The sequence below is a fragment of the Gordonia sp. NPDC003504 genome (assembly GCF_053587995.1).
This window is the reverse complement of the sequence record NZ_JBSFPC010000007.1, coordinates 251,576-278,186: the sequence shown is the minus strand read 5'-3', so window position 1 is coordinate 278,186 and position 26,611 is coordinate 251,576. Positions and strand designations below refer to the sequence as shown.

Genomic DNA, 26,611 nt, shown 5'->3' with positions numbered 1-26,611 from the left:
ACGATCTCGGGTGCCGCCGCCGCCCCGCCCGCCCCCGCCACTGGTGTCTGACCCCCGTGTCTGACCCCCGGGTCCGCGATTCACACCGTCTCGGCGGGTGAGGTCTGCCGGCTCTGCATCCAGATGCCGCGCACCCGACGATGCTGCGCCACCAGCGCGGCCACCAGGACCACGACTCCCGCCACCGCCAGGGCGGCGCCGAGGATCGACGGGGCGCGGTAGCCGTATCCGGCCGCGATCACCACACCACCCAGCCAGGCGCCGGCGGCGTTGGCGATGTTGAGCGCCGAGTGATTGAGCGCCGCCGCCAGCGTCTGCGCATCTTCGGCGACATCCATCAGCCGGGTCTGCAGCGCCGGCACCATCGAGGTACCGCCGACGCCGACGAAGAACGTCAGGATCAGGGCCGCCCACACATTCTGCACCAGGAGCGCGAACAGGAGCAGCACCAGTCCGGTGCCGGTGAGTCCCACCAGGATCGACAGCGCGACGTTGCGGTCCGCGGCGATGCCGCCGACGATGTTGCCCACCACCATGCCGAGACCGAACAGCATCAGCGCGATCGGCACCAATGACACCGGGAGCCCGGCCAGCGATGTCAACGCGGTGTTCAGATAGGTGTAGAAGGCGAACATCCCGCCGAATCCGACGACGCCGATGAACAGGGTGAACCACACCTGCGGTCGACGCAGCGCGCCGAGCTCGGTCATCGGATTGGTGACGCGCATGTCCTGCAGCGACGGCAGATTCATCGCCAGCGCACCGATCGTCGCCACGCCGACCACCACGACGACCACGAACGCGCTACGCCAGCCGAAGTGCTCACCGAGCCACGCGGCCATCGGCACCCCGGCGACATTCGCCACGGCCAGCCCGAGCATGACCTGACCGATCGCCGCGGCCCGCTTCCGCGGTCCGGCCAGGTGGGCGGCGACCAGTGCGGCCACCCCGAAGTACGCGCCGTGCGGAAGACCCGCGACGAACCGCGCCGCGATGAGCAGACCGAACGTCGGGGCCACCACCGTCGCCGCATTGCCGATGGTGAAGGCCACCATCAGAGCGATCAGCAGGGTGCGTCGCGACATCCGCGCGGTCAGCGCGGCGATGAGCGGTGCGCCGATCACCACACCGAGGGCGTAGGCGGAGATGACGATGCCGGCGCTGGGTTCACTCACCGACATCGCATGGGCGATGTTGGGCAGCAGGCCCATGGCGACGAATTCGGTCGTCCCGATGCCGAACCCGCCGAGAGCCATCGCCAGGATCGCCCACCGGATCGGACGGGCGGGCGAGGGCGGCGCGCTCGCCGAGGTCTCCGAGGGTGAGGAGGACTCGACGACGGAGTCGGCAGGCGTGTGGACGGACTCGGGCATAGGTCCACCAACCACCGCGCGGGCGCCGAGGATTCCCATTCGGCGGCGTGAGGTCGTTCACATGGCAAACGGCGCGCGCCGCACGGAGCCGAGCGCCCGAGGCGGGCGTCGTCGGGTCAGCCGACGCCGACCGGTTCCTTCGAGGCGTCGACGGCTGCACCGTCGGCGGTGGGCACGGCGCTGCCCGTGGTCTCGGGCGTGGGCGACGAAGTGACCGACGGCGTCGGGTCAGCGGTGGGCCCGGGCGTGGCCGACGGCGTGGCACTGCCGGTGGGCTCGGGCGTGACCGACGGCGTGGCGCCGCCGGTGGGCTCGGGCGTGGCCGACGGCGTGGTGTCGACGGTGGTCACCGGCGTCGCCGGTGAATCCGACGTCGATGTTTCCGGTACCTGCGTTCCGCCGCCGAGGCTTCCCGGAGTGCCATCGGTCTGCGCGTCGCCGCTGCCCTCGGCCTCTTCCTGCGTCTCCCCCGCCGACAGCGTGCTGACGCCGTACGACCTCGCGGACGCCGGCGACGAGGACAGCGCCGCAATCGTCTGCGATGCCGTCGTCTGGGATGCCGAGTCGGGGCCCCACGGCACCGTGGTGATGCCCTCGACGATCCGCTCGGCCCAGTACCGGACGAAGTTCACCGGCAGCAGCACGATGCTCGTCGCACTCGCCGCGAGCGCCACCACACCCTGCTTGAACAGTGCCGAATCCCACTGCAGCACACCGTTGAGGATGTCCTGGAAGTCGAACAGATTCGGGAGGTAGGCGCCGTAACCCAGCTCCGGCAGCGGTGGCAGCCAGTCCATCACCCAGCGGATCGGGACCTGGAAGTCGGACAGGGTGATGCCGATGATGTCCGGGAACCGGAACCGGTACGGCAGCAGATCGGGCACCGACCAGTCGAGGCCCAGCGCGTCGACGAGGTTCTGCACGATGATGGCCGACGATGACGGCGACGAGATGGTGCACGTCTGCACATTCTCGAGGGTGCCGGTCTGCGTGCACGTCATCTCACCGTCGACCGGCCCCAAATCCCAGATCACGTAGTCGCCGGGGTATTGATACATGTGATACGGGTACTGATTGTGTTTGACCCAGTACCCGAAGAAGTCGTCGACGACGCCGATCGGGTCGTGCAGCACATCCGGTAGGTCGCAGATCGGATCGCCCTCGATGCAGTAGGTGGTCACCGGCAGGCCGCCGTAATCGGTGCCGCTACGCGGACCCGACATGGTCAGGCCGGGGATGACCCCGACGAGGGCCGATTCGATGCCCTGCCCCCACAGGGTTCCCACCATCCGGGGATCGGAGTAGAGCTCACCGGTGACCCTGCTCGAATCGATGACGGTACCGTCCTCGAGCGGGCGGTTCTGTCCGATGTCGGTGAGGACGTCGCCGGCGATTCGCGCGCCCTGGGAGTATCCGACGATCGCGACCTTCTTGGTTCCATCCGCATCGCATGCCTGCTGGTAATCGGCCACCGCCCGCTCGAGGTTCGCCGCACCCTCGGCCTCGCTGGCGTTGTAGCCGACCGAACCGAGGGGCCAGATGGTCGCCGAATACGGCACCTGAACGATCTCGTAACCTTGGGCTCCGTACCGCTGGTTGATGCCGAGCAGGTAGCTGTCGGGGTTCCACGTCCCGCCGACGACAAACACCGCACCGGGACCGGTGCACGTGTACGGACTGTCATCGGCGAGCGCCACCCCACGCCCCAGAAATGTCGCCGTCACCAGCGATGCCGCCACCGCGCCCACGCCGACCGTGAGAGCTGCGAGTCGAATGCGACGTCGGTCCCCGAACCCTGCCATAGCGTGCAGCGTAGGCCGATGTCCAGTAGTGGATATCGAAAACCGGCCTCACGATCCACAATTCCTCCGGCCGGAGGACACCACCGCGCTCTCGAGCGCACCGCGCGGTGCCGTTTCGATGGCCACTGCGCCCGCCACCGTTCCAACCATCGTGAGCAGGAGGGTTATCAGCCCGGCGTGGCCGTGCTATATCCTTGTCGCCAGGTCATGAGCATCAGCGACAAGCCCCGGCTTGCTGATCGGCAACCCTCCAACCGCGGTGGGGTGCTCCGGGTGATGACCGGGTTGTGGGACGCAGTGCGTCCCCGGCAAGCGCGGGTCCGAAGGTCGGACCCCATCAGGGTTCCAGTAACCCTGCCGACCGTAGAAAGTGATCTATTTCCATGTCTGACGCAGCCAACGACGGCACCGTGAATCCTGTGGACACCTGGAGCTTCGAGACCAAACAGATCCATGCGGGTCAGAGCGCCGACGCCACCACCAACGCTCGCGCGCTGCCGATCTACCAGACCACGTCGTACACCTTCAACGACACCACCCACGCCGCCAACCTGTTCGGGCTGGCCGAGCCGGGCAACATCTACACCCGCATCATGAACCCGACCCAGGACGTCGTCGAGCAGCGCCTGGCCGCTCTCGAGGGCGGTGTCGCCGCACTTCTCGTCGCGTCGGGGCAGGCCGCCGAGACCTACGCCATCCTCAACATCGTCGAGAACGGCGGGCACGTGGTGTCGAGCCCGCGGCTCTACGGCGGCACCTTCAACCTCTTCCACTACACGCTGCCCAAGCTCGGCGTCGAGGTCTCCTTCGTCGAGGACCCGGAAGACCTCGAGTCGTGGCAGGCCGCCGTGCGGCCCAACACCCGGGCCTTCTACGGCGAGTCGATCTCGAACCCGAACAACGAGATCCTGGACATCGCAGGCATTTCCGAGGTCGCGCACCGCAACGGTGTGCCGCTGATCGTCGACAACACCGTCGCCACCCCGTACCTGCTCAACCCGCTGGCGCACGGCGCCGACATCGTCGTGCACTCGGCGACGAAGTACATCGGTGGACACGGCACCGCGATCGGCGGCGTGATCATCGACGGCGGTACCTTCGACTGGCGGGTGCAGCGTGACGGGGTCGACCTGTTCCCCGGCTTCACCACCCCCGACCCGAGCTACCACGGCGCGGTGTTCGCCGATCTCGGCGCGCCCGCCTACGCCCTCAAGGCCCGCGTGCAGTTGCTGCGTGACACCGGTGCGGCGATCTCGCCGTTCAACGCCTTCCTGCTCGCCCAGGGCCTGGAAACCCTGAGCCTGCGCATCGAACGGCACGTCGCCAACGCACAGCGCGTCGCCGAGTTCCTCAACGACCATCCGCAGGTCTCCTCGGTCGCCTACGCCGGCCTGTCGTCGTCGCCGTGGTACGCGCGCGGACAGCAACTGGCACCCAAGGGCCAGGGCGCGATCATCGGCTTCGAGATCGTCGGCGGTGTCGACGCGGGCAAGCGTTTCGTGGAGGCCCTGACGCTGCACAGCCACGTCGCCAACATCGGTGATGTGCGTTCGCTGGTCATCCATCCCGCCTCGACCACCCACAGTCAGCTCACCCCCGAGGAGCAGCTGGCCGCGGGTGTGACCCCCGGTCTGGTCCGCCTGGCCGTCGGCATCGAGGGCATCGACGACATCCTGGCCGACCTCGCCCAGGGTTTCGCCGCCGCACAGTAATTCGGACTCGAGACAGGAGCACACACCCCGTGTCGGTGAGCATCGACCCCCAGGCCTCCGCGGCGCATCAACCCGAGTGGGAGCAGGTCCCCGACGGGCAGATGGTCCGCATGCGGGTGGGGTCGTTGGCTCTGGACAACGGGGAGGTGCTCGACGACGTCACCCTGGCGTTCCAGCGCTGGGGGACGTTGTCACCCGAACGCGACAATGTGGTCCTCACCCTGCATGCGCTGACCGGTGATTCCCATGTCACCGGACCCGCGACCGACGAGCAGCCCTCCCCCGGATGGTGGGACGGCCTGATCGGTCCGGGTGCGGCGATCGACACCGACGAATGGTGTGTGATCTCGGCGAACGTGCTCGGCGGGTGCCGCGGTTCGACCGGTCCGTCCTCGCCGGATCCCCAAGGGCGGCCATGGGGTTCACGCTTCCCGCAGATCACCGTGCTCGATCAGGTGCGGGCCGAGGCCACCCTCCTCGAGGCGCTCGACATCCGCAGCATCGGTGCGGTTCTCGGCGGCTCGATGGGTGGGGCCCGTGCGCTCGAGTGGGCCATCACCTACCCCGACAAGGTGCGTACCGCGCTGGTGCTCGCGGTCGGTGCCCGCGCCACCGCCGATCAGATCGGCACGCAGACAACACAGATCGCGGCGATCACGGCCGACCCGGACTGGCAGGGCGGCAACTATCACGGCACCGGCCGTTCACCGATGATCGGCATGGGGATCGCGCGTCGTATCGCGCATCTGACCTATCGACATGAACTGGAACTCGACGAGCGGTTCGGCGATTCTGCGCAGGATGGTGAAAACCCCTTGCGCGGTGGGCGATACGCGATCGCGAGCTACCTCGAGCACCAGGCGGACAAGCTCATCGAACGTTTCGATCCGGGCAGTTATGTGGTGCTGAGCGAGGTTCTCAACCATCACGACGTCGGACGCGGCCGAGGCGGCATCGCCGCGGCGCTGGGGTCGTGTCAGGTGCCGATCATCGTCGCCGGTATCGATTCGGATCGCCTGTACCCGTTGCGGTTACAACAGGAGCTCGCCGACGGCCTGGGCAACTGCGTGGGCGGTCTGCAGGTGATCCGGTCCGACAAGGGCCACGACGGCTTTCTCACCGAGTTCGACGCCATCGCCGATCTCCTCAAGCGCACAGTGGATCTCGCGCGCCGCTGATCGTCGCCGATCGGCACGGCCGCAGCCGTCGAGTCGAGTCAGCCGGCCGGAGTGGTGGTCGTCGTCGGCGCAGCGGACGGCACGGCCTGCTGCCGCGGCGCCGGGACGGGATAGGGTGTCAGATCCGGCGTGTCCGGGGCCGGGGTGCTCGTCTGCGGCGGCATGAGCGGCAGCAGTCCCGGCGGCAACCATTGCGATGGAATCGGCAGTGGCGGTGGCGTTGTCGGGGTCGTGGTGCTCGGCGACGTGACATTCGGCGACGCGGTGGTGGTGCTCGGTGTGTTCGGCACCAGCGTCAGCGTCGTTGCCGAGATCGTGGTCTGCGGCAGTTCGGTCGTCGCCCAACCCGGTGACTGAAACCCGCCGGGCGGTGGTGCGATCGTCGGCGGCAGCACCGCGCTGATCTCGGCGGATGTCGTCGAACGCGTCGTCGAGGTCCACCCGGTGTAGTCGGTGGTCGCGACCTCCTCGGCACCCTCCGTGGACGTCGGCGCCGGGGAATCCCCGGTGGACAGCGTTGCGCCGACCGCGACGGCGGCCATCACGACGGCGGCGATCAGACAACCGACCAGGGCCGCCGGTGCCAGCGACCAGCGTGGCCCGCGATGCCCGCCGATGAAGCCGAGACCGCCGGTCGACGACGACGACGAGGCGAGCATCGCCGCGCCGGTCGCGGCGACGATCTCCGGGGAGGGCGGTACAAGCACCTCCAGATCGACGTCGCCGGCGAGTTCGTGGATCACCGGCAGATTCGCCAGGCCACCCACCAGGACGACCGCGTCGGGTGCCGGACCGCGCCGACCGACCGCGGAGACGTAGCGCGTGAACACTCCACGCGCATCCGCCACCATCGGCGCGGCCGCCTCGGCGACCGCCGCCCGGGTCAGACGCAGACCACCCGCACCGGATGCGGGTACCGCGTCGCCGATCTCCTCCTTGGCGGTCCGGCAAGCACCGACGAGCAACTCCCGCCCACGTCGCGTCTGCGCCTCCCGGCCGACCGAGACCGATTGCGCGGCAACATGATCGGCGAGCGATCGATCCAGCGCACGACCACTGATCACCACGGTTCGTTCGATCGACGCAATCGTCCCGGCAGCGGGATCCACCGTGTAGAGCGACATTCCGGTGTCACCGCAATCGGCCACCACCACGGCGGTGAAGCGGTCGATCTGGCCGGTGCGGGTGAGGTATTCGGCCACCGCCTCTTCGTCGGAACTCAGGTAGACCTGTCGGCGTGTCCCCGTCCCGCCCGAGCGCAGGCGGCGGCGCTGCGTGGCGGTCCGAGCGGTGACGCCGATCGGTCCGACACGGCGATCGGCCGCCCGCGCCGCGTCGAGCATGAGGTCGATCCCGGCATTGACGCGACCGACGGAGTCGAGGCCGTCGGTGGGGTCGACCTCGAAGACGCGTGAGGTGACATCGGTCCGGCCGGCGTCGTCAAGGGTCATCAGGACGTAATGGATCATGCCCTCGCCCACCGAGACACCCAGCGACGTCGCGTCGCCGTCAGTGCCCTGGCTGTTGGTCTCCAACATGGATGAGATGCCAATCCCTACTTAGTGTCGCTAACGACCGTGTCATTCCTCGATCTGATGAGCGCCGCTTCTTGGCCCCGAATGTCACGCTGAGGTCACCAGTGTAATCAATCTGTGCCCAAAGGGTCGATCGAGGTGGCCAGCCACAGCATCAGTCCACCCACCGTCGCCATCGCGGCGACGTCGAACAACCGGCCCCTGACCTGCAACAATCCGACCCTGGTGGTTGGAATCAGGGCGCGCAGAAGTGCACCCAGCAAGAGCGCGGAACCGAACACGAACGCACCACGCCGCCAGCGATCGAAGAGCACCAACCCCGCGGCCACCACCACACCGAGCATCACCAGCAGATACGGAATCTGCACGATGCACGCCCGGACGATGCGCGCCCGGTGAATCCGCCGGGTCCGGTCGGTGGCGTCGGCGGTCATCGACCCAGCTTCTCCGCGAGTTGCGCCTCCGCCCGCTCGACGACGTTGACCAGGAGGAACGCCCGGGTCAGGGGGCCCACACCGCCCGGATTGGGTGAGACGTGGCCAGCCACCTCCCACACGTCGGGTGCCACGTCTCCACGGAGTCCGTCATCGGTGCGGCTCACTCCGACGTCGATGACCGCGGCGCCCGGCTTCACCATGTCGGCGGTCACCAGGTGGGGTACCCCGGCGGCGGCGATGACGATGTCGGCGCGCGACACCTCGGCGGCGAGGTCGCGGGTGCCGGTGTGACACAGCGTCACGGTGGCGTTCTCGCTGCGGCGGGTCAGCAACAATCCGATGGGCCGCCCGATCGTCACGCCACGACCGATGACCGTCACCCGGGCACCGGCGATCGGGATGTCGTAACGCCGCAGCAGGTGGATGACCCCGCGCGGCGTGCACGGCAGCGTCGACTCCTTGCCCAGGACCAGTCGGCCGAGATTGATCGGATGCAGACCGTCGGCGTCCTTGGCCGGGTCGATGCGCTCGAGCGCCGCGTTCTCGTCGAGGTGTGCCGGCAGCGGCAGCTGGACGATGTACCCGGTGCAGGCCGGATCGGCGTTGAGTTCGTCGATGGCGGCGTTGAGCTCGTCGGTGGTGGCGTCGGCCGGCAGATCCTTGCGGATCGAGTCCACGCCGATGCGCGCGCAGTCGGCGTGCTTGCCCTTGACGTAGGACTGCGATCCCGGATCGTCGCCCACGAGAATGGTCCCCAGCCCGGGATGTACGCCGGCCGCATGGAGCTTCTCTACCCGGGCGCTGAGGTCGGTGAAGATCTCGTCGCGGGTGACCTTGCCGTCCAGTCGTATCGCACTCACGGCGACCATTGTTCCACCTGTGCGGCGGCGCCCGGCCCGGCGGTAGCGTTCTGGGCATGTCGGCATCGATGGTCGCGGCGGTGACGCCGGACGACGTCCGCGCGGCGCAGTCGCGGATCGCGGGGACGGTCCGCCGTACTCCGCTACTCCACGCAGAGCTCGCCACCGGCCGTGGGCCGGTTCCGGTGGTCTTCAAGCTCGAGTTCACCCAGATCGGTGGCTGCTTCAAACCGCGCGGCAGCGTCAACGCGGTGATCCGCGCACGCGACCAGGGACGGCTCCCGGAGGCAGGCGTCCTGGTGGCCTCGGGCGGCAATGCCGCGATCGGCGCCGCCTGGGCGGCCCGCCTCGCCGGCACCAGGTGCACGGTCGTCGTCCCGGAGTCGGCACCCGCAGTCAAGGTTGCGGCACTGCGTGCCCTCGGCGCGACGGTCCACCTGATCGGTTCCCGCTATCAGGATGCCGCCGACGCGGCCGCCGGGATGGCGCTGGAGAGCGGCGCACTGGCGCTGCACGCCTACGACCGACCAGACATCGTGGCCGGAGCAGGCACCATCGGCCTCGAACTCGTCGACGACGTCGACGGCCCGCTGACCACCGTCGTGTGTGTCGGTGGAGGTGGCCTGCTGGGTGGGATGTCGGCCACACTGCGGCCCGGCGACCGGCTCGTGGGTGCCGAGCCCGTCGGTGCCTCCTGCCTGCATCAGGCGATCACGGCCGGAGGCCCGGTCGACGTCGACCTCGACAGCGTGGCCGCCGACTCGCTCGGCGCCACCCGGGTGGGCGAGATCTGCTGGGCGAGTATCGCGGGGCGGGCCGTGGACAGCGTCGTCGTGCCGGACGCCGCGATCATCAGCGCTCGGACGATGCTGTGGGAACGGTTCCGGATCGTCGTGGAGCACGGCACCGCCACCGCCGTCGCCGCGGTCACCACGGGAGTTGTTGCGGCCGATGATGATTCGGCCCTGTGTGTGGTCCTGTGCGGGGCCAACACCGGGTTGACCGGGCTCTGACGGTCACCGGGTGCGACGCGCCCGGCACAATGGGATCCCATGTTCCGCATCATGTTCTACCAGCCGTGCATACCACCGAACACCGGTAACGCGATCCGGCTGGCCGCCAACACCGGCTGCGAACTGCATCTGATCGAACCGCTGGGGTTCTCCATGTCGGATAAGCAGGTGAAACGTGCCGGGCTGGATTACCACGAGATGGCGACGGTGACCGTCCACCCGAATCTCGAGACCGCGTGGACCGCCCTCAAGCCGGAGCGGGTGTTCGCGTTCACCGCGCACGCCGAGCGGTTTCACACCGACGTCGAGTACGCGCCCAGCGATGTGTTGCTGTTCGGGCCTGAGCCGACCGGACTTCCCGCCGAGGTGCTGGACGAACCCGAGGTCACCGATCGCATCCGGATCCCGATGCTGGCCGGACGGCGGTCACACAATCTGGCCAACGCAGCGAGCATCGCGGTGTATGAGGCGTGGCGTCAGCAGGGATTCGCCGGCTCGGTCTGAGGCCTCGCGGCGAGCGGTCAGTCGACGGACACGCCGTAGCGGTCGGCGAGTTCGAGAAGCGCGGTCTCCAGAAAATTGTCGACGTTGTCGGCGATGATGTCGGGTGTCTGCCTCCGACCACCACAGAGCGAGGGCTTCGCGTTCGTCGTCAGGTCGCCGAAGCCACCTCGCCCCGGCGCCGATGAAGGATCTCGTCGGTGGCCATCGCCCGCCCCCGGGTGGCGTCCACCGCTCAGCTCACCCGGAACCGCTTGGTGCGGGACGTGGCACCGCCGACCAGGGCAACACGGCTCTTGGGTACTCCGAGGTGCTTGGCGAGCAGCTCGGCGATGGCCTTGTTGGCCTTGCCCTCGGTGGCCGGCTCCCGCACGAAAATGGTGATCGCACCATCGGGTCCGGTCTCGACCAGCGGCCCCTTTCGGCTGCTCGGCTTGGCCGTGACGATCACCTGTTGCGGCATGCGTCGCTTCCCCTCACGTCGTTCTCACACAGAAACACTGTCACTGTCATATCTGGACGGCTCGTCTGCCGGATATGCCACGAACCCCGGGTCATGATCCACGAAGTCGCGTGTCGTCGCACGCGTGATTTCACTCGTGGCACACATTGTGCCCCATCCGCTCGGATTCTCCGCTCAGTGCCAGTCACGCGAACGAGACCCCACGCGAAGATCCATGCGCTGCAAGCGATCCGCGACCACCGTGACAGCGCCCTCGGCGTTCTGCACCCGACCCCGGACCAGCAGTGCGGTGGCCGTATGCGCCAGTTCCCGGTACTTCGACCACAAACCCACCGAACAGACGACGTTGACCATGCCGGTCTCGTCCTCGAGGTTGATGAATGTCACACCCGAGGCCGTGGCCGGGCGCTGACGATGGGTGACCGCCCCGCCCACCAGGACCCGGGAACCGTCCGGGACGGCCAACAGACCGTCGGCGGGGATCACCCCCAACGCCGCCAATCGCGGTCGCAGATACTGGGTCGGATAGGACGCCGGTGTGATACCGGTGGCCCACGCGTCGGTGGCGGCCAGCTCCACATCGGTGAGTCCCGGCAGCATCGGGGTCGTTGATGCCTGAGGGAGATCGAGGTGCTCCGGACGCGCCGTCGACGCCGCACCGGCCTCCCACAACGCCTGCCGCCGACTGAGTCCGAACGTCTCGAAGGCCCCCGCCCCGGCCAGTCCCTCCAATTGCCGGGTGGTCAACCCGGCTCGTCGGGACAGATCGGCGAGACCGGTGAAGTCGCCGTCGGCACAACGCGCCTCGATGATCCGTTCGGCCACCTCGTCGCCCACCCCACGAACCCCAGACAAGCCCAGCCGGACCTCCTCCCCATGATTTTCCAGGGTCGCCTCGGCGCGTGAACGGTTGATGTCGGGTCGGTGAACCCGCACACCGTGTCGGCGCGCATCGGCCACCAGCGACTGGGGCGAGTAGAAGCCCATCGGTTGCGCCCGCAGCAACGCCGCACAGAAAGCGGCAGGGTGATGCAACTTGAACCACGACGAATAGAACACCAGCGAGGCGAAACTCTGCGAATGACTTTCCGGGAAACCGAAATTGGCGAAGGCCGCCATCTTCTCGAAGATCCGGTCGGCGGTGTCCCCGGTGATCCCGTGGGTCGACTCCATGCCGTCGTAGAACCGCTGACGCAGTCGCTGCATCTTCTCCGGTGACCGCTTGGAACCCATTGCCCGACGCAACTGGTCGGCCTCGGTGGCGTCGAAGCCCGCGACGTCAACGGCCAACTGCATCAACTGTTCCTGAAACAGCGGCACCCCCAGCGTGCGTTCGAGCGCCTTGAACATCGACGGGTGCTCGACGCCGACCGGCTCGGTCCCGTTGCGCCGCCGGATGTAGGGATGCACCGACCCGCCCTGGATGGGCCCGGGACGGATCAGCGCGACCTCCACCACCAGATCGTAGAAACAGCGGGGCTTCAGGCGTGGCAGCGTGGCCATCTGCGCACGGGATTCCACCTGGAACACACCGACCGAGTCGGCGCGGCACAACATGTCGTACACCGCGGTCTCGGCGAGGTCGAGGGTGGCCAGGTCGACGTGCAGGTCCTTGTGTTCGGCTACGAGATCGATCGCATAGTGCAACGCCGAGAGCATCCCCAGACCCAGGAGATCGAACTTCACCAAACCGATTGCCGCACAGTCATCTTTGTCCCATTGCAGGACGCTGCGGTCGGCCATCCGAGCCCACTCGGTGGGACAGACGTCGGCGATCGGCCGGTCGCAGATCACCATGCCACCGGAGTGGATTCCCAAATGTCTTGGCATTCCCCCGATCTCGTCGGCGAGTTCACGAACGTCGGCGGGCGCGTCCTGCGGCATCGTGGCCCACGCATCCTGCTGCCCGGTGGCATAGCCCAACGCCTTGGCACTGTCGCGTACGGATGACCGTTGCCGATAGGTGATCACGTTGGCCACCTGGGCGCTGAAGTCGCGGCCGTAACGCCGGTAGACGTACTGGATCGCCTCTTCCCGCCGGTCGGACTCGATGTCGACGTCGATGTCGGGCGGCCCGTCACGTTCGGGTGAGAGGAACCGCTCGAACAGCAACTCGTTGGCCACCGGATCGACATTGGTGATGCCGAGGGCGTAACAGACCGCGGAGTTCGCGGCGCTCCCCCGTCCCTGGCAGAGGATGTCGTTGCGTTTGCAGAAGTCGACGATGTCGGCGACGACGAGGAAGTACCCGGGGAAGGAGAGGGTATCGATGATCGCCAGTTCGTGTTCGATCTGTCGATACGCCTGGGGATGCCGCGTGGGGGTGCCATACCTCGCGGCGGCCCGGGTCATCGTGAGATGCCGCAGCCAGGTGGCCTCGGTGTGCCCGTCGGGAACATCGAAGGGCGGCAGTTTCGGTGCGATCAAACCCAATTCGAAGGCGCAGTCGGCAGCGATCTGCACGGCGTTGTCGATCGCCTCGGGATGTGCGGGCAACATCCGAGCCATCTCGTCGCCACTGCGCAGGTGCGCTCCGCCGACCCCGGGCATCCATCCCTCGATGGTCTCGATGTCGGTGCGGGCCCGTACCGCCGCCATCGCCATCGCCAGCCGACGTCGTGGCGGTCCGGCGAAATGGGCTCCGGCGGTGGCCACCGTCGGTATCCCGAACCGGGTGGCCAGACCGGCCAGCGCCGCGTTGCGGGCATCGTCGTCGGGAAGCCCCTGCGCGGTGAGTTCGACGACCACACCACCGGCTCCGTAGCGGTCGATCAGACCACCGAGCGCCTTCTCCGCGGCCGGGAGCCCCCCGCGATCCAGCGCTCGGCGCACCGCCCCCTTACGACAGCCGGTCAGCACAAGCCAATGTCCGGCGTCGGCGATGAGGCGGTCGGCGTCGTAGCGCAGCAGCCCCTTCTCGCCTCCGGACATGTGTGCGTCGGCGATCACCCGCGACAGTCGCCGATATCCCTCACTGTCTCGCGCCAGCACCAGCAGATGTTCGCCGGGCGGATCCGTCACGCCGGTCCGGGCCACATCCGGCTGCAGCGACAGCTCCGCACCGAACACCGTCGGCATGCCGAATTCCCTTGCCGCCTCGGCGAATCGCACCACGCCGTAGAAGCCGTCGTGGTCGGTGATCGACAATGCCGTCAGATCCAGCCGCTGCGCCTCGGCGACCATCTCCTCGGGCATCGACGCGCCGTCGAGAAAGCTGTAGGCGCTGTGCGCGTGCAGTTCCGCGTAGCGGACCGACGAGGACTCGGTCCGGATCTCCGGCGCCACGTAGGGTCCACGCTTACGTGACCAGGCCGGCGAGTCCCCACCGTCGCCGGGGCCGAAGAACTCACCGGGACGATCGTGACCGTCGGAGGCGCGCGCACGCCCGGAGAGGACTCGCTCCATCTCCGACCACGTCGGTGGCCCCTGGTTCCAACCCATCCGTTCATCATAGAACATGCGTTCGATACTGGTCATCGCACCGGCCGTCGAGGTCTGTGATGTATCGGTACATAGGTGACAGTTCTGCGTCAGGCCATCGGTGACACTTGGTGTGTCAGGACTTCGGTGACGGTCTGGTCTTCGTGGGGCGTGGGCCGCGGGGTTGTCGATTGCCGACGTAGCTAACTCCGGGAGTGGGTCGAGGGTGCTCGACAACGACCTCTCCGTCGGTGTTGGCGATGACGACCGTGTTCCGCGAGGCCGGTGTGGCTCACCGTGAACCGAAGAAGAAGCCTCGCTCGGCGTGGCGGCGGTTCGTCTATCCGGCACCGGACGCGTGCTGGCAACTCGATGGCACCGAATATGTAGGTGACTGCATCCACGCTGACGGTCCCGGAGGTACTGACAGTTCGGAGCAGGACAAGAGCCAGCGATGCCGTCGAGGGGACCTCCGTCAGGCCCATCGACTGCATCTTGTCATGCACGCTGATCGGTTCGTGATCCAGACCGGAAGCCTCTAGGGCAGCGCGCACCGCGACTGCTTGCCCTTGACCTCGTCACTCAGCGCCGACGGGCTCGACTTCGGGCGGCGGGTGCGGGGTTCCAGCACCGCCGCGGCCCCCTCGTCCTTGGCACGTTTACGCAACTCGTAGAACGACTTCCGGGAAATTCCGTGTTCGGCGCAGAACGTCGAGACCACTCCGCGCGGTGCATCATCAGGCCACTGCGAGATAGCCAGACGCACGACAGGGTCGATAGGGTTGTTAACAGCCACCGTCTGAGCGTTGAGTGCGGCAGCGTGATCTGACCCGACGAGGTCGGTTCGATCGAAGCCCAACCGACAGCGTGTCGTGGATATCGATGCGAAACACAAGCCTGCCTCCAGATCGGTCGTCTTGTCGCCTGAATCGACGTGTATCAATATTGACGTGTGTCGAATAAGAATCTCCTGCCGCCACCCGGCCGCGGCCTCAGCACTGACGAGACCGGGGCTGTCACCCCACTGTTGAAGGCGCTCGCGGACCCGGTTCGGCTGCGGTTGCTCTCGGAGGTCGCTGCGCATCCGGGCGGCGAGGCGTGCGTGTGCGACATCTCCGGACCGTTCGAGCTGTCGCAGCCGACGATCTCGCATCATCTGAAGGTTCTGCGTCAGGCAGGTCTGGTGACGAGCGAACGGCGCGCGACCTGGGTGTACTACCGCGTGAATACCGAAGCATTGCAACAACTGTCAGTCCTGCTGGGAGATCTCGCCACGGTCGTGGGGGAAACGCGTTCGTGCGAGGCCGACCAGTGACCGCCACCGACACCGCGGTCGCGGGAAAGTTGTCGATGCTCGACCGGTTCCTACCGGTGTGGATCGGCGCCGCGATGGTCGCCGGCCTGCTGCTCGGCCGAGTTGTCCCGGGCCTGGGTGACACCCTGGCGGCGGTAGAACTCGACGGCATCTCGCTGCCGATCACCCTCGGCCTGCTGATCATGATGTACCCGGTGCTGGCCAAGGTGCGCTACGACCGGCTCGATTCGGTCACCGGTGACCGTCGCCTGCTGCTCGGATCGCTTCTGCTCAACTGGATCATCGGACCGGCGTTGATGTTCGCGCTGGCCTGGCTGCTACTCCCGGATCTGCCGGAATACCGGACCGGACTGATCATCGTCGGACTGGCCCGCTGCATCGCGATGGTCATCATCTGGAACGACCTGGCCTGCGGTGACCGCGAAGCCGCTGCCGTCCTCGTCGCGCTGAACTCGGTGTTCCAGGTGATCATGTTCGCCGTGCTGGGCTGGTTCTACCTCTCGGTGCTACCCGGCTGGCTCGGCCTGGAACAGACCACGATCGACGCCTCGCCGTGGCAGATCGCGAAGTCGGTCCTGATCTTCCTCGGCATCCCCCTGGTCGCCGGCTACCTCACCCGCCGCATCGGCGAACGGACCAAAGGCCGCGACTGGTACGAATCCTCGTTCCTCCCGCGGTTGGGTCCGTGGGCGCTCTACGGGCTGCTCTTCACCATCGTCATCCTGTTCGCCTTGCAGGGTGAGCAGATCACCTCGCAACCCTGGGACGTCGTGCGGATCGCGCTCCCGCTGCTGATCTATTTCGCGGTGATGTGGGGCGGCGGATTCCTCCTCGGCGCCGTGATGGGACTCGGTTACGAGCGGACCACCACGCTCGCATTCACCGCCGCGGGCAACAACTTCGAGCTCGCCATCGCCGTCGCGATCGCCACCTACGGTGCGACCTCCGGCCAGACTCTCGCCGGAGTCATCGGACCACTCATCGAAGTGCCGGTCCTCGTCGCCCTCGTGTACGTGTCCCTGGCATTGCGGAAACGCTTCACCAGCCCGAGCACCGCCTCTAGCCCAGATGTATCGAAGGAGCCAGGTCGCGATGCCTGAGAATGTGTTGGACGAGCAGCTGAGTCGCGGCGAACACCGCCCAACCCGAACTGTTGATGACCATACCGTGCTCGCCCGCACCACCGCTGACCTGGCCACCAAGTACGAGGGTGTGGTGTCTCGCCAGACGGTGGAACGCTGTGTGTTCGAGTCCTACACCGCGTTACGGCGCACCTCCCGGGTGCACGCGCACCTGACGACCTTGGCGGGACGATTCGCTGCTGATCGGTTACGCGCACTGGCCCAGGCGGAGGGTTCGGTACCCAAGGATGTGCCCGAGGTCTTGTTCATCTGTGTGCAGAACGCCCGCCGCTCGCAGATGGCCGCCGGATTGTTGACCCATCACGCCGCCGGTCGGGTACACGTGCGCTCCGGCGGATCGGTGCCCGCGCATTCGATCAACCCGACCGTCGTCGAGGCGATGTCTGAGATCGGCGTCGACTTGGGCACCGAGTACCCCAAACCGCTCACCGACGATGTGGTCGCTGCCGCTGACGTGGTGGTGTCGATGGGCTGCGGCGACGCGTGCCCGATCTATCCCGGCAAGCGCTATCTGGACTGGACGGTCTCAGACCCCGAGGGCCGTCCCCTCAACGAGGTTCGCGCGATCCGCGACGATCTTGATGCCCGCGTTCGCGAGCTTCTCTCCGGACTCGCTGCCGAACGGGTCTAACTTTTCCGAGCTTCCCTCACAGCTGAAAGGGCTTGTGTCTTATGTCTTTCTCTCGACCTAGCGTGCTGTTTGTGTGTGTCCACAACGCTGGCCGATCGCAGATGGCCGCCGGTTTCCTCACCGCTCTTCGCCAGGGCAGCGTCGAGGTCCGCTCGGCCGGATCCGCGCCCGCCGACTCGATCAACCCGGCCGCTGTCGAGGCGATGGCTGAAGTCGGTATCGACATCTCCGCGCAGTCACCAAAGATCCTCACCCCCGACTCTGTCGAATCCTCCGACGTCGTGATCACCATGGGCTGTGGCGATGCGTGCCCGGTGTTCCCCGGCGTCAGCTACCGCGACTGGGCCCTCGATGACCCGGCCGGCCAAGGTATTGACGCGGTCCGCCCGATCCGCGATCAGATCCGCGCACTGGTCGAGGGCCTGCTCGACGAACTGGTACCCGCCGACCAGCGGGTCGGCCAGTGAGCACGCCACCGCAGGTGTTGTTCGTGTGCGTGAGCAACCGCGGCAAATCGGTGATGGCTGAACACCTCACGCCCACGGTCACCGGCCGGATCACCCCATCCTCGGCCGGGACGAGTGCGAAGATCGGCGGCCAGGTCAACGAACTGTCCGCCCAGGTACTCGCCGAAGTCGGCGCCGACGTCGCCGGACATCAGCCGCGGCAACTCACCGACGACCTGATGCAAGCCGTGGACCTGGTCGTGGTGGTCGGTACCGCTGACGTCACCCCACCCGACGGCGTCGCCCTCGAGGTGTGGGACACCGACGAACCTTCCGAACGGGGCATCGACGGCGTCGAACGGATGCGGCTGATCCGCGACGACATCACCCACCGGATCCGCGCCCTCGCCGACCGCATCGCGCGGTAGGCGAGAGCGCGAGCCACGACCCCCTCAGCAGCAGGCGGTGCGCGCCTCGGCCGGTTCGGCGGCGTTGCCACCGCAGCACACCGAACCCTGCTCGGCTTCCTCGGCGGCGTTCTGTTCCAGGAGTTTCGGGCTGGTGCCGAAGGTGTCGGAGTCGGCGAGCACGGTGTAGACCTCCCACTTCTCCTTCGCCGGCCCGGTCACCCACACCTTGTCCTGCGTCGCGAAACAACAGGTGGAGTTGATCTCCTCCCGCGTAAACAGGCCCTCACCGGACAGGCGGGCGATCTCAGCGTGCACCTTCTCGCTGGACTCCACCTCGACACCGAGATGGTTGATGGTGCCGCCCTGGCCGGGGTTCTCCAGCAGCACCAGCTTCAGCGGCGGCTCGGCGACCGCGAAGTTGGCGTAGCCCGGCTTGCGTTTGGCCGGGGTGGTGTTGAACAGCTTGGAGTAGAACTCGATCGCGGTACCGAGATCATCGACGTTGAGTGCGAGCTGCATACGGGACATGACCATCACCTTCACCTGTGAGACATATATCGAACTACGGTCATCATGCAGAGTGCCGACCTTTTCGACATATGTCAAGACCACGGGTATGGTCGGGTTATGCCGAAGACCTTGCCGATGGTCGACATCAGTGCCCCGATCTGCTGCGCGCCGGTGTCGGCGGCTCCGCTCGATGACGACACCGCGCTGGAGGTTGCGTTGCGTCTCAAGGCGCTTGCCGATCCCGTGCGGATCAAGCTGGTCTCGATCCTGCTCGCCGACACCGGTGACGGGATCTGCACCTGCGACCTCGCGACCGCGGTCGGGCTCACCGAAGCCACCACAAGTCACCACCTGGGGGTGCTCCGCAAGGCCGGCATGGTCGCACCTGACCGGCGGGGGATGAACGTCTACTACCGAGCGCAACCGGACTCGTTGGAAGCGCTCCGCAACGTTCTCAGCGCCACGACAGGGTGCTGCTGAACCGTCACAGGCGCGAATCGTCGAGCAATTGCGTCAGGCTCCCCTCATCGGCAACCGCGACACGCGAGTTCGCACAGAGCGTTGCCTCGCGGACATTTCATGAAGAAGTGTCACCACCAATACCGCTCGTACCGTCACCGATGTCCTGATGCAGAAGTGTCACCGATGTCCTGCGAGATGACACCGGCCGTCGAGGTCGGCGTCCCATCCTTGCCATCGGACACTGGAAGTGTCAGGCTGGGACAATCGTCCTTACCGGACAGTAAGAACCCGCCCGGCAGATCGGGAGCGATCGCATGTCCACCTACTTCGTCACCGGCGGCAGTGGCTTCATCGGCCGGCGCCTGCTGCGCGCCCTGCTGATCGGCAGGCCCGACGCCACCATCCACGCACTCGTCCGTGCATCCTCACTGGCCCGGCTCACCGCGATCGCCGACGACCTGCCCGGCGGGGAGCGCATCCACCCCGTCGTCGGTGACATCACCGAACCGGGACTCGGCCTGCGCGACACCGACCTCGACGTCGATCACGTAATCCACCTCGCCGCCATCTACGACATGGCCGCCGACGATGCCGCACAACAGGCGGCCAATGTCGCCGGCACCGCCCACGTCGCCGACTTCGCCCTTGCCCATGACGCCACCTGTCATCACATCTCGTCCATCGCCGTCGCCGGCGACCACCGCGGCGTGTTCACCGAGGACGACTTCGACGTCGGACAGGGGTTTCCGACCGCGTATCACCGCACCAAGTTCGAGGCGGAGAAGGTCATCCGCGACCGAGCAGACCTGCGGTGGCGCATCTATCGCCCGTCGGTCGTGGTCGGCGATTCGCGCACCGGCGAGATGGACAAGGTCGACGGACCCTACTATTTCTTCGGCCATCTCCGGCAGTTCTCCAGACTGCCTGCCGCGCTGCGACTTCCGTTCCCCGATCTGGGACACATCAACGTGGTTCCGGTCGACTACGTCGTCAACGCGCTCGCCGCCCTGATCCTTGCCGAGGACACGAGAACACACCGGGTCCATCACCTCGGCGACCGCACCGACCGCAGCATCACCGACCTCTACAACGCGCTCGCCCCGGCATTTCAGGCACCGCGCGGCATCACCCTGGTGCCGCGTCAACTCGTCGAACCCGCGGTGACCCTCACCGGGTTCGGCCCATTGCGATTGGGCCGCAACCTGATCGCCGAACAACAGGGAATCCCACCGGCACTTCTCGACGCGATGGCTCTGCCCGTGCGATTCTCCTCGGATCAGACCATCACCCGCCTCTCATCCCTCGGGGTCTGCCCACCCCCGGCGCTCGAGGACTACGCACCCGCCCTGTGGACGTACTGGTCACACCACCTCGACCCGGCCCGCCACCGACACACCGACCCACGAGGACCTCTGGTGGACAAGGTCATTCTCATCACCGGCGGCTCGTCGGGAATCGGTAAGTCCACCGCCCGCATGTGTGTGGCCCAGGGAGCGACGGTCATCATCGTGGCGCGCCACGCCGACGAACTCGATTCCGCGGCACGAGAGATCAACTCCGCCACACCGACACCCGGTGTGCCACGCGGACATGCGTACCCGGTCGTCTGCGACATCACCGACGAGGAATCGGTCCAGGCGATGGTCAAGACCGTCCTCGTCGATCACGATCACGTCGATGTTCTCGTCAACAATGCCGGGCGGTCGATCCGGCGGGCCACAGTCAATGCCGTCGACCGTTCCCACGACTATCACCGGGTGATGGCGGTGAACTACTTCGGCGCAGTGAACATGGTGCTGGCGCTGTTGCCGCACATGACAAGCCGTCACTGCGGGCACATCGTCAACGTGACCTCGATAGCGGTGCAGTCACGCGGTGGACGCTTCAGCGCCTACGCCGCCTCCAAGGCCGCCCTGGAGGCATTCAGCGATGCGACCGCAGTCGAGACGTTGTCGGATCACGTCACGTTCACCAACGTGCGACTGCCGCTCGTGCGAACCCGGATGATCAGTCCCACCGAGGACTATCGCCGGTCGGCGGGCGTGTGGAGTCCGGACAAGGCCGCGACGCGCGTGCTCGACGCGATCGAACGTCGCCCCCAACACATCTCGACCCCGCTCGGTGATCTCGCCGACCTCGGACGACGCTTCGCACCACGACTGACCACGCGAATCCTGCATCAGGAGTTCCTGCTCGGACGAGAGTCGGCCGCCGCCCTCGGTGAACCACGGCCGAGACGCCGATGATCGACACACCGTACCTGTCGGTCGATACCGATCGGCTCGATGCCAATCTTCACTCCATGGCGCGGCTCTGCGCCGAGGCCGGTATCGCACTGCGACCGCATGCCAAGACACACAAGTGTGTCGAGATCGCCGAGCGCCAGAACACTTGTGGTGCGCAGGGTCTGACGGTCGCGACGATCGGCGAGGCGGAGGTCTTCGCGGCTGCCGCCGACCGGACGGGATGCCGGGATCTGTTCATCGCCTATCCGTTGTGGGTGACCGCCGACAAGGGTGCACGCGTGCGCGCGCTCGCCGATCAGGTGTCGCTGCGGATCGGGGTGGCCTCGGTGGGGGGAGCCCGGCAACTCGGTATGGCGCTGGACGGCAACCCATCCGGCCGGACGGTCGAGGCAATCGTGGAGGTCGATTCGGGTCAGCATCGCACCGGCGTCGCACCGGGCGATGCCGGCACGGTGGCGGCGGCCGCCGCCGACGCCGGCCTCGACGTGGTGGGGGTATTCACCTTTCCCGGTCACGGATACGGGCCCGGGGACTCCCGGCGGCGGGCCGCCCGCGAGGAGGCCGACGCCTTGGCATCGGCAGCTGAATCGTTACGGACCAAGGGAATCGACCCACGGGTACGCAGTGGCGGATCGACCCCGACCATTGCCTTTGCCGACACCGGGGTCCTCACCGAGATCCGCCCCGGCGTCTACCCGTTCTTCGACGCTCAGCAGATCGAGTTGGGGGCGTGTGGATTCGACGACGTGTCGTTGTCGGCGGTCACCACCGTGGTGCATCGCAGCGGCACCCGGATCGTCGTCGACGCCGGCAGCAAGATTCTCGGTGCCGACCGGCCCGGGTGGACAACCGGATTCGGCCGGGTGGCCGGTGCGCCGGACGCACGGATCACCTCCCTGTCGGAGCATCACGGGGTGATCGAGTATCCCGATACCGCAGCGACGATTCCGGCGGTCGGCGAGGTGATCCGGGTGATCCCCAATCACGTGTGCGCAGCGGTCAATCTGGTCGACGAACTGATCGTCGAGTCCGATTCGGTTGAGCCGCAACGGTGGCCGGTGACGGCACGCGGACGCAACAGCTGAGCCCGCACTTGCGTTGACAGCGCCCTGTTCTCCGTTGACAGCGCCCACAATCCCGTTGACAGCGCCCTATTCTCCGTTGACAGCGCCCACAATCCCGTTGACAGCGCCCTATTCTCCGTTGACAGCGCCCACAATCCCGGCAGCTCACTCGTATATCCCCTCCACCACCCAGCAACCCGATCGATAGCACAGCAACAGTGCCCGCGAATCGTCGAGTAGTACCTGGGCTCGGGCGTCGACCTCGTCGACACCCGAGCCATTGCGGGTGATCCCGGTCGGCCACGGGCCTGCCCACCATCGCAGTTCCCAGCTACTGCGTCGATCCGTCCCACCGGGTCCGAGACGGTGCGCGAGTCGAACGGTTGTCGGTTCGGCGGAGAAGGCACCGCGCGGGGTTACCAGCACCGGATCACCGGACAGATCGATCACCTCGACGGGGATGTCGGCCATCACCGACGGCGCCGGACGCGGCATCCTCCCCGGCCACGGTGCAGACGGATCACGCTGTGGCACAAAATCTTCGCCGAGAGAGACCATCGTGATCGCCGCACCCGGATCACGGCCGCCACTCCGGACGGGGATGCGGACCGCATCCCCACCGAGCAATCCCTGCACCCGCTCCATGCTGCGACGGGCACGTTCGGACACACCGGCGCCACCCGGCAGACCCGCCCCGGCCAGCGAGTACTGCAGCGCACCGGCATCGACCACTTCCACCGGTTCCAGCCGAAGCATGGCGATCGGTGAATCGGGACGGGCGTCGCCGATCGCATTACGCCTCCCCCCGGTCATCCATCCCTCCAGCTGCCACCGGATACGGTCGGCGGTGGCAGTTGGTGTGAGCGGTTGCGCACATCGCCAGGTCCGCGTATGGCGTTGCCCGCGTTCGGTGATCGCTTCAACGACCAGCTTCGTGCAGGCCATCGAGGCGTCTGTCAACCGGCGATGCACCACCTCGGCCAGACGACGGCCGATGAAGGCGGCAGCATCGATCCGGTCAACCGGCGGATCACAGACGTACTCGATCGACAGGACGTCGGGCAGTGCGCGCGCCGATGGCGGTCTGCCGGGCAGGGCGTTCGCCTGTCGATGTGCGGTCACCGCGTCGGCGTCGAATCGGGTGGCGATGTCGGCGACCGGCATGTCGGCGAAGTCACCGATGGTCACCACACCCAGGCGGCGCAGCAGTTCGACCAGTCCGTCACGCCCCGGCGCACACAGCGAGGATTCCACGGCGAGATCGGCGATCGGGAGTCCGGCGAGATGCACACGATCGCCACCCGGCGTCACACTGCACCCGCGCCGGGCGGCCAGGACCGCGGTGAACAGTTCGTCGGCGATCCCGACCTGCGATTCGACACCACACGCCGACACCCGATCGACGAGTTCCTCGGCAAGGGCGTCCTCGCCACCGTGTACGCGCACGGCGCCGGACAACGAGACCACCAGCAGCCCCGGTCGTATCACCTCCATGGCGGGGACCATCTCGGCGACGGCCGCGGCGATCGGTTCGAACGCCCGCCCATCGCGATGATCGTCGGCGAGGACCACCATCATCTCCGGACACCGGGACTGCGCCTGACGCTTCCGCATGCCACGGCGCACCCCGGCGGCCCGGGCGGGTGCCGAGCAGGCGACCACCCGATTGGCATTGAGCACCGCGACCGGATGCCGGGGCGGCAGGTCGGCCTCGGCTGCCGCCGCGATGGCCGGCCAGTCGGGGCACCACAATGCCAGTATCCGCCGCCTGGCCTCGACGCGCGATCGTGGTTCGGCACCGGCCATCAGTTGGCCACCGCCACATCCGGTTCGGAAGCGACCGCACCGAACGTCGCATCCAACCGCCGGAGCAGTACCCGATCATCTCCGAAATCGCCTGCCACAAACTCTATTTCGGTGTCTCGACGACGCCGGTCGCGGCCCTCGGCCACCACCCTCAGCCGCATGCCGGCGAGATGTCCGTGCCCGCTGCGCGCGTCGGCCAGGTCGCCACGTCCGGCGAGAGTGGGACGATGCCGGTATCCGATCACCCGAACATCCAGACGGGTGTGCGCGCCCGGCCATGTACCGCCGACGACGATCAGCGACGACGACTGCTGACGTGCACGACCACCGACCACCCGGCATCGTGACGGCGGGACGGAGACCCCACCGAGCCCGAGGATCACCAGGTCCATACCGTCGAGCAGAACCGAGGCCACCTCGACCGGATCGACACCGGGTTCGGCGACGACCGCGATGCGTTCGAGATCGGCCCCCATCTCCACCGCCGATGCCAGGTTGAGCCCGGGCACACCCACGATGCCGATCTGTCCGCCGCCCGCGGTCACCGTGGCGATCAGGGACATGAGCAGTGATCGGGCACCGGTGTAGCAGAGAATCCCGCCCCGCACGATGCCACGTTGGGGCAACACCTCGGCGAGTTCGTCGGACACCGGCAACACGTCGACTGATACCGGTTCCGCGGTCCGACGATCGGGCGTGCCCGACATGACCGCCATCTGGCGGCGCAGGCCGGCCAGCGTGTCGTTTCGATGCTGTTCGGCTGCACCCGAACCGGATGGACCCGGAACATCTCCTTCTCGGCGAGATAACGACAACACACCCATGACACCCCTCCTGACCGGCACCGACAACGCATGGTGAGCAGGGAAGATGCTCCGAGCCGAGCGAACGACGAGCACTCTCCGCACTGAGTTTTCGAACGTTTATTCGACGTCTTTGATCGTACGACGCCCCACCGACAGACCGCAACAGCGCCGGTGAGCGCACTCCCCCAATGGCCGCGCCCGCTCGACGGGAAACAGCGCCCACTCGACGAGAAACGGCGCCCGCTCGACGGGAAACAGCGCCCACTCGACAGGAAGCGGCGCCCACTCGACGGGAAACAGCGCCCACTCGACGGGAGTGAGAGTCAGAAGAGGGTCAGCACCTGTTGTACCGCCGGCGTCGCCACCAGGTCATCACCGCCACCCACGCGGCCCACGCCGCGCACTCCGGCCGCGCCGCCCACTCCGACACCTGCGCCGACGGCGCCCGATGCCACCTCGCGATGCTCGCCCCCGGACGCGAGTCCATGGCGAATCACCAAGGGGCGCATACGCTCACGCAACCATGACGAGTACTCCGGGGTGACATAGGCGCCGCGGCCGTACAGGCTGCGATAGCGCCGCATCAGCGCCGGATGATGTTCGGCCAGCCAGCCCAGGAACCACGGCTTGGTCGCGCCACGCAGATGCATCGGAAAGGCCGTCACCCCACTCGCCCCGGCCTGCGCCAACGATTCGAGCAGTGCATCGAGGTGGGCGGCGGAGTCGGTGAGATACGGGATCACCGGCGCGACCATCACATGTGGCTGGAACCCGGCGTCGGCGATCTCGCGGATCAGCGCCAGCCGCGCCGCGGGCGACGGCGTCCCGGGTTCGATCTGCTTCTGCAGATCCGCATCGTGAAAGGCAAGGGACACACTGAGTCCCACCGAGACCTGGCCGGCGGCCTGCCGCAGCAACGGCAGATCGCGGCGTAGCAGCGTGCCCTTGGTCAGGATCGAGAACGGGGTGCCCGACTCCGTCAGCGCCGAGATCACCCCGGGCATCAGACGATAGCGTCCCTCGGCGCGCTGATACGGGTCGGTGTTGGTTCCGAGCGCCACCTGTTCGCGCCGCCAGGACCGTCGTCGTAACTCCTTGCGCAGCACCGCGGCGACGTTGAGTTTGACCACCACCTGGGTGTCGAAATCCCGCCCCGCGTCGAGATCGAGGTATTCGTGGGTGGGCCGGGCAAAGCAATAGCGGCAGGCATGGGTGCACCCGCGAAACGTGTTGACCGTGAAGGAGAACGGCAGACCCGACTCGACCGGCACCTGATTGAGCGCACTCCTGGCGAGTACCTCGTGGAAGGTGACGCCCTCGAACTCCGGAGTCGAGACACTGCGGACCAGTCCCGCCCGACCGAGACCGGGGAGCGCGCCGTCATCGGCTTCGATCGCCTGTTCGGACCATCGCATGCCAGAAGTCGAACACGCGTGCGAGGTGATGTCAAGCGTGGCGCTCCCGCCCTTGTCCCGGCGG

22 protein-coding genes, 2 pseudogenes and 1 riboswitch are annotated in these 26,611 nt (G+C 67.2%); of the genes and pseudogenes, 12 read left to right on the top strand and 12 right to left on the bottom strand.

What is annotated here, in order from left to right:
• Positions 1-80: 80 nt before the first annotated feature.
• Together ACWDPV_RS15365 and ACWDPV_RS15360 are read right to left on the bottom strand one after the other, a co-directional pair.
• The gene (locus ACWDPV_RS15365; RefSeq protein ID WP_449743680.1) at positions 81-1,373 is read right to left on the bottom strand and encodes an MFS transporter; all 1,293 of its coding nucleotides are present in this window, start codon (positions 1,371-1,373) and stop codon (positions 81-83) included.
• Between the two features lie 116 nt (positions 1,374-1,489).
• Positions 1,490-3,175 carry a cutinase family protein gene (locus ACWDPV_RS15360; RefSeq protein ID WP_449743679.1) on the bottom strand — a complete coding sequence of 562 codons (1,686 nt, stop codon included), beginning with the start codon at positions 3,173-3,175 and terminating at the stop codon, positions 1,490-1,492.
• A gap of 203 nt (positions 3,176-3,378) precedes the next feature.
• A riboswitch (SAM riboswitch) is annotated at positions 3,379-3,496 on the top strand.
• A gap of 62 nt (positions 3,497-3,558) precedes the next feature.
• On the opposite strand from ACWDPV_RS15360, the gene ACWDPV_RS15355 reads away from it, so the two are divergent.
• Together ACWDPV_RS15355 and metX are read left to right on the top strand one after the other, a co-directional pair.
• On the top strand, positions 3,559-4,887 hold the full coding sequence (locus tag ACWDPV_RS15355; RefSeq protein ID WP_449743678.1) for a bifunctional o-acetylhomoserine/o-acetylserine sulfhydrylase: 1,329 nt from the start codon (positions 3,559-3,561) through the stop codon (positions 4,885-4,887).
• Between the two features lie 29 nt (positions 4,888-4,916).
• A complete protein-coding gene (metX, locus tag ACWDPV_RS15350) occupies positions 4,917-6,065 on the top strand; it encodes a homoserine O-acetyltransferase MetX (RefSeq protein WP_449743677.1) in 1,149 nt (382 codons plus the stop codon).
• 38 nt (positions 6,066-6,103) lie between these two features.
• Here metX and ACWDPV_RS15345 read toward each other — a convergent pair whose 3' ends face one another.
• The 3 genes from ACWDPV_RS15345 to ACWDPV_RS15335 all read right to left on the bottom strand — a co-directional run bounded on the left by ACWDPV_RS15345 (position 6,104) and on the right by ACWDPV_RS15335 (position 8,897).
• Positions 6,104-7,603: a molecular chaperone gene (locus ACWDPV_RS15345; protein ID WP_348808557.1), complete on the bottom strand. Its 1,500-nt coding sequence runs from the start codon at positions 7,601-7,603 to the stop codon at positions 6,104-6,106.
• A gap of 107 nt (positions 7,604-7,710) precedes the next feature.
• Positions 7,711-8,034 carry a DUF3017 domain-containing protein gene (locus ACWDPV_RS15340; RefSeq protein WP_348802626.1) on the bottom strand — a complete coding sequence of 108 codons (324 nt, stop codon included), beginning with the start codon at positions 8,032-8,034 and terminating at the stop codon, positions 7,711-7,713.
• A complete protein-coding gene (locus ACWDPV_RS15335; protein ID WP_348802627.1) occupies positions 8,031-8,897 on the bottom strand; it encodes a bifunctional methylenetetrahydrofolate dehydrogenase/methenyltetrahydrofolate cyclohydrolase in 867 nt (288 codons plus the stop codon). Before ACWDPV_RS15335 ends, ACWDPV_RS15340 begins: the two co-directional genes overlap by 4 nt.
• A gap of 56 nt (positions 8,898-8,953) precedes the next feature.
• On the opposite strand from ACWDPV_RS15335, the gene ACWDPV_RS15330 reads away from it, so the two are divergent.
• Positions 8,954-9,910, top strand: a complete 957-nt coding sequence (locus tag ACWDPV_RS15330; protein WP_449743676.1) for a serine/threonine dehydratase — start codon at positions 8,954-8,956, stop codon at positions 9,908-9,910.
• A gap of 39 nt (positions 9,911-9,949) precedes the next feature.
• Complete coding sequence (locus tag ACWDPV_RS15325; RefSeq protein ID WP_449743675.1) at positions 9,950-10,414, top strand: tRNA (cytidine(34)-2'-O)-methyltransferase; 465 nt, start codon at positions 9,950-9,952, stop codon at positions 10,412-10,414.
• A 232-nt stretch (positions 10,415-10,646) separates the two neighbouring features.
• Here ACWDPV_RS15325 and ACWDPV_RS15320 read toward each other — a convergent pair whose 3' ends face one another.
• From ACWDPV_RS15320 to ACWDPV_RS15310, 3 genes and pseudogenes are all read right to left on the bottom strand, one after another.
• Positions 10,647-10,874, bottom strand: coding sequence for a DUF167 domain-containing protein (locus tag ACWDPV_RS15320; protein ID WP_348802631.1), 228 nt, complete (start codon positions 10,872-10,874; stop codon positions 10,647-10,649).
• A gap of 174 nt (positions 10,875-11,048) precedes the next feature.
• Positions 11,049-14,315, bottom strand: coding sequence for an error-prone DNA polymerase (locus tag ACWDPV_RS15315; protein ID WP_348808560.1), 3,267 nt, complete (start codon positions 14,313-14,315; stop codon positions 11,049-11,051).
• Between the two features lie 419 nt (positions 14,316-14,734).
• Positions 14,735-15,090: pseudogene (locus tag ACWDPV_RS15310) on the bottom strand (helix-turn-helix domain-containing protein); the annotation flags it as partial.
• 156 nt (positions 15,091-15,246) lie between these two features.
• Between ACWDPV_RS15310 and ACWDPV_RS15305 the strand changes: the two are divergent.
• From ACWDPV_RS15305 to ACWDPV_RS15285, 5 genes and pseudogenes are all read left to right on the top strand, one after another.
• On the top strand, positions 15,247-15,609 hold the full coding sequence (locus ACWDPV_RS15305; RefSeq protein ID WP_449743674.1) for an ArsR/SmtB family transcription factor: 363 nt from the start codon (positions 15,247-15,249) through the stop codon (positions 15,607-15,609).
• Positions 15,606-16,709: an ACR3 family arsenite efflux transporter gene (gene arsB, locus ACWDPV_RS15300; protein WP_348808562.1), complete on the top strand. Its 1,104-nt coding sequence runs from the start codon at positions 15,606-15,608 to the stop codon at positions 16,707-16,709. Before ACWDPV_RS15305 ends, arsB begins: the two co-directional genes overlap by 4 nt.
• Positions 16,702-17,382 (top strand): annotated as a pseudogene (locus ACWDPV_RS15295) (arsenate reductase/protein-tyrosine-phosphatase family protein). Before arsB ends, ACWDPV_RS15295 begins: the two are co-directional and overlap by 8 nt.
• A 41-nt stretch (positions 17,383-17,423) precedes the next feature.
• On the top strand, positions 17,424-17,849 hold the full coding sequence (locus ACWDPV_RS15290) for an arsenate reductase ArsC (RefSeq protein ID WP_449743673.1): 426 nt from the start codon (positions 17,424-17,426) through the stop codon (positions 17,847-17,849).
• A complete protein-coding gene (locus ACWDPV_RS15285) occupies positions 17,846-18,256 on the top strand; it encodes an arsenate-mycothiol transferase ArsC (RefSeq protein WP_348808565.1) in 411 nt (136 codons plus the stop codon). Before ACWDPV_RS15290 ends, ACWDPV_RS15285 begins: the two co-directional genes overlap by 4 nt.
• Positions 18,257-18,280: 24 nt before the next feature.
• On the opposite strand, the gene ACWDPV_RS15280 is transcribed toward ACWDPV_RS15285, so the two are convergent.
• Positions 18,281-18,766 carry an ArsI/CadI family heavy metal resistance metalloenzyme gene (locus ACWDPV_RS15280; RefSeq protein ID WP_449743672.1) on the bottom strand — a complete coding sequence of 162 codons (486 nt, stop codon included), beginning with the start codon at positions 18,764-18,766 and terminating at the stop codon, positions 18,281-18,283.
• 99 nt (positions 18,767-18,865) lie between these two features.
• On the opposite strand from ACWDPV_RS15280, the gene ACWDPV_RS15275 reads away from it, so the two are divergent.
• From ACWDPV_RS15275 to ACWDPV_RS15265, 3 genes are all read left to right on the top strand, one after another.
• A complete protein-coding gene (locus tag ACWDPV_RS15275; protein WP_449743671.1) occupies positions 18,866-19,228 on the top strand; it encodes an Rv2640c family ArsR-like transcriptional regulator in 363 nt (120 codons plus the stop codon).
• 296 nt (positions 19,229-19,524) lie between these two features.
• Positions 19,525-21,456: an SDR family oxidoreductase gene (locus ACWDPV_RS15270; RefSeq protein WP_449743670.1), complete on the top strand. Its 1,932-nt coding sequence runs from the start codon at positions 19,525-19,527 to the stop codon at positions 21,454-21,456.
• Positions 21,453-22,541, top strand: coding sequence for an alanine racemase (locus ACWDPV_RS15265; protein WP_449743669.1), 1,089 nt, complete (start codon positions 21,453-21,455; stop codon positions 22,539-22,541). The genes ACWDPV_RS15270 and ACWDPV_RS15265 overlap by 4 nt, the downstream gene beginning before the upstream one ends.
• A 144-nt stretch (positions 22,542-22,685) precedes the next feature.
• On the opposite strand, the gene ACWDPV_RS15260 is transcribed toward ACWDPV_RS15265, so the two are convergent.
• The 3 genes from ACWDPV_RS15260 to ACWDPV_RS15250 all read right to left on the bottom strand — a co-directional run bounded on the left by ACWDPV_RS15260 (position 22,686) and on the right by ACWDPV_RS15250 (position 26,547).
• Entirely contained in the window at positions 22,686-24,326 is a 1,641-nt protein-coding gene (locus tag ACWDPV_RS15260; protein ID WP_449743668.1) for a DNA polymerase Y family protein, read from the bottom strand.
• Positions 24,326-25,150, bottom strand: coding sequence for a hypothetical protein (locus ACWDPV_RS15255; RefSeq protein ID WP_449743667.1), 825 nt, complete (start codon positions 25,148-25,150; stop codon positions 24,326-24,328). Before ACWDPV_RS15255 ends, ACWDPV_RS15260 begins: the two co-directional genes overlap by 1 nt.
• 305 nt (positions 25,151-25,455) lie before the next feature.
• Entirely contained in the window at positions 25,456-26,547 is a 1,092-nt protein-coding gene (locus ACWDPV_RS15250; RefSeq protein WP_449743666.1) for an Rv2578c family radical SAM protein, read from the bottom strand.
• Positions 26,548-26,611 lie beyond the last annotated feature (64 nt).

Excerpts from the sequence above, each read along its gene's own strand:
- ACWDPV_RS15355 (WP_449743678.1), top strand. The coding sequence starts at position 3,559 with ATGTCTGACGCAGCCAACGACGGCACCGTGAATCCTGTGGACACCTGG.
- ACWDPV_RS15270 (WP_449743670.1), top strand. The coding sequence starts at position 19,525 with ATGTCCACCTACTTCGTCACCGGCGGCAGTGGCTTCATCGGCCGGCGC.
- ACWDPV_RS15365 (WP_449743680.1), bottom strand. The coding sequence starts at position 1,373 with ATGCCCGAGTCCGTCCACACGCCTGCCGACTCCGTCGTCGAGTCCTCC.
- ACWDPV_RS15315 (WP_348808560.1), bottom strand. The coding sequence starts at position 14,315 with ATGGGTTGGAACCAGGGGCCACCGACGTGGTCGGAGATGGAGCGAGTC.
- ACWDPV_RS15360 (WP_449743679.1), bottom strand. The coding sequence starts at position 3,175 with ATGGCAGGGTTCGGGGACCGACGTCGCATTCGACTCGCAGCTCTCACG.
- ACWDPV_RS15260 (WP_449743668.1), bottom strand. The coding sequence starts at position 24,326 with ATGGCCGGTGCCGAACCACGATCGCGCGTCGAGGCCAGGCGGCGGATA.
- ACWDPV_RS15320 (WP_348802631.1), bottom strand. The coding sequence starts at position 10,874 with ATGCCGCAACAGGTGATCGTCACGGCCAAGCCGAGCAGCCGAAAGGGG.
- ACWDPV_RS15325 (WP_449743675.1), top strand. The coding sequence starts at position 9,950 with ATGTTCCGCATCATGTTCTACCAGCCGTGCATACCACCGAACACCGGT.
- ACWDPV_RS15250 (WP_449743666.1), bottom strand. The coding sequence starts at position 26,547 with ATGCGATGGTCCGAACAGGCGATCGAAGCCGATGACGGCGCGCTCCCC.
- ACWDPV_RS15340 (WP_348802626.1), bottom strand. The coding sequence starts at position 8,034 with ATGACCGCCGACGCCACCGACCGGACCCGGCGGATTCACCGGGCGCGC.
- ACWDPV_RS15345 (WP_348808557.1), bottom strand. The coding sequence starts at position 7,603 with ATGTTGGAGACCAACAGCCAGGGCACTGACGGCGACGCGACGTCGCTG.
- ACWDPV_RS15330 (WP_449743676.1), top strand. The coding sequence starts at position 8,954 with ATGTCGGCATCGATGGTCGCGGCGGTGACGCCGGACGACGTCCGCGCG.
- ACWDPV_RS15290 (WP_449743673.1), top strand. The coding sequence starts at position 17,424 with ATGTCTTTCTCTCGACCTAGCGTGCTGTTTGTGTGTGTCCACAACGCT.
- ACWDPV_RS15280 (WP_449743672.1), bottom strand. The coding sequence starts at position 18,766 with ATGTCCCGTATGCAGCTCGCACTCAACGTCGATGATCTCGGTACCGCG.
- ACWDPV_RS15275 (WP_449743671.1), top strand. The coding sequence starts at position 18,866 with ATGCCGAAGACCTTGCCGATGGTCGACATCAGTGCCCCGATCTGCTGC.
- ACWDPV_RS15255 (WP_449743667.1), bottom strand. The coding sequence starts at position 25,150 with ATGGGTGTGTTGTCGTTATCTCGCCGAGAAGGAGATGTTCCGGGTCCA.
- ACWDPV_RS15265 (WP_449743669.1), top strand. The coding sequence starts at position 21,453 with ATGATCGACACACCGTACCTGTCGGTCGATACCGATCGGCTCGATGCC.